The sequence below is a fragment of the Spiroplasma sp. ChiS genome (assembly GCF_002968355.1).
Taxonomy (GTDB): domain Bacteria; phylum Bacillota_I; class Bacilli_A; order Mycoplasmatales; family Mycoplasmataceae; genus Spiroplasma; species Spiroplasma citri.
Map to the genome: position 1 here is coordinate 1 of NZ_PUUH01000110.1, position 1,476 is coordinate 1,476.

A 1,476-nucleotide genomic window follows, 5' to 3' on the forward strand; every position below is an offset into this window, starting at 1 on the left:
AATTTTATTTTCATAATTTGATGTCATACCGATTAAAGGAATAATACCCGAAAATGTTATACTAATTGTTCCCATTAAGTTTAATATTTTTTTCATTTTTATTTTTCTCCTTTGTTATTTTATAAAATTTATGGTAAACCAAAGATAAAAATATCTAAAATATTATAATACATAATTTTATTTTCATAATTTGATGTCATACCGATTAAAGGAATAATACCCGAAAATGTTATACTAATTGTTCCCATTAAGTTTAATATTTTTTTCATTTTTATTTTTCTCCTTTGTTATTTTATAAAATTTATGGTAAACCAAAGATAAAAATATCTAAAATATTATAATACATTTTTATATTTTTTAACAAATTATTTGTATATTTTTATAATTTGCTATATAATGAATTTGTTAGCATTTTAAAATGCTATGACAATTAAAAACGGAAACACAATCCATTTTGAACAAGTCTGTGTTTCCACTGACAATTTTAACATATTTTACTTAACTTAGAATATGTTTATCAATTATTTATAATGTTTGTGGAAATAGCGGTCTGTTATTTCCCTTTTTATTTGTTACAAAAAAGGAGTGATAAAAAATATTTTATCCGCACATTTGTGATAAAATAAAAACAACTAAATAAAAACAAAGAAAAATGACCAGCACGTCATTCTTCTATACACCTATTAAGGGTCTCACAAACCACTTAATTAGGTTATTGATTTAACCCCCACCGTTTTATGGTAGTATCAACGCATTATAACATTATTTATTGTCTTGTGTATAGGTAGAATGAAAAAAGTTCATTCTACCTATTTTTTATTTAATATATCAAAACAACAAAAAAATCAGTTTATATCATCGTTGAAATAACCAAAAAAAATATGGATTTATGGTGGGGGATTCTACATTTTGGAAAATATCAACGCTAATATGGGTTTTAAATTTGCTCAAAACGGCAGAAAGGAGCATATTATTATGCAAGAAGTTCAACAAACAGAACAAGTCAATTATCACTTTGTCGAGATAAGTGGGTTGAGTTATAAAGTGATTAATCAACTTGACGAGAAAAAACATATCTCAAATTTTTACTTACCGAAAAAATGTGTTCGCCAACACCCTACCCGCCAAGACAGTTATAAAATCAAAATTTATAACAAGTTTATTTGTGTGCCTAAAATAATGTGTTTCTTAGACAAAACTGGTAAATACTTTTTGGTTGGTCTTGATATGTATTTTAACTACTGAATTTATAATACACGAGATAATAATAAATATCGCTTAACTGGATATCAAGCGATCCGCGACACTGCAATTAAAGAATTGCATTATTTAACTGTGTCTGCTCGTCGCTACGAAAAAGAACAAGCAACAAACCCATTTTTAAGTGGGTTAACTTACCAACAAGCACGCAAACAAATTTGTGCTGAAAGCGACAAACTAAAAGCAGAATACCAATCTTTTATTCAAAAAAAGTAT

At 26.4% G+C, this 1,476-nt stretch carries 2 protein-coding genes; one reads left to right on the plus strand and one right to left on the minus strand.

The features are described 5' to 3' along the window. Positions 1-128: 128 nt before the first annotated feature. Positions 129-269: a hypothetical protein gene (locus C6B38_RS09850; RefSeq protein ID WP_162475846.1), complete on the minus strand. Its 141-nt coding sequence runs from the start codon at positions 267-269 to the stop codon at positions 129-131. Between the two features lie 640 nt (positions 270-909). Here C6B38_RS09850 and C6B38_RS03770 point away from each other — a divergent pair. Further along, positions 910-1,476 (plus strand): hypothetical protein (locus C6B38_RS03770; RefSeq protein WP_146693291.1); only part of this gene is annotated, 567 nt, incomplete at its 3' end.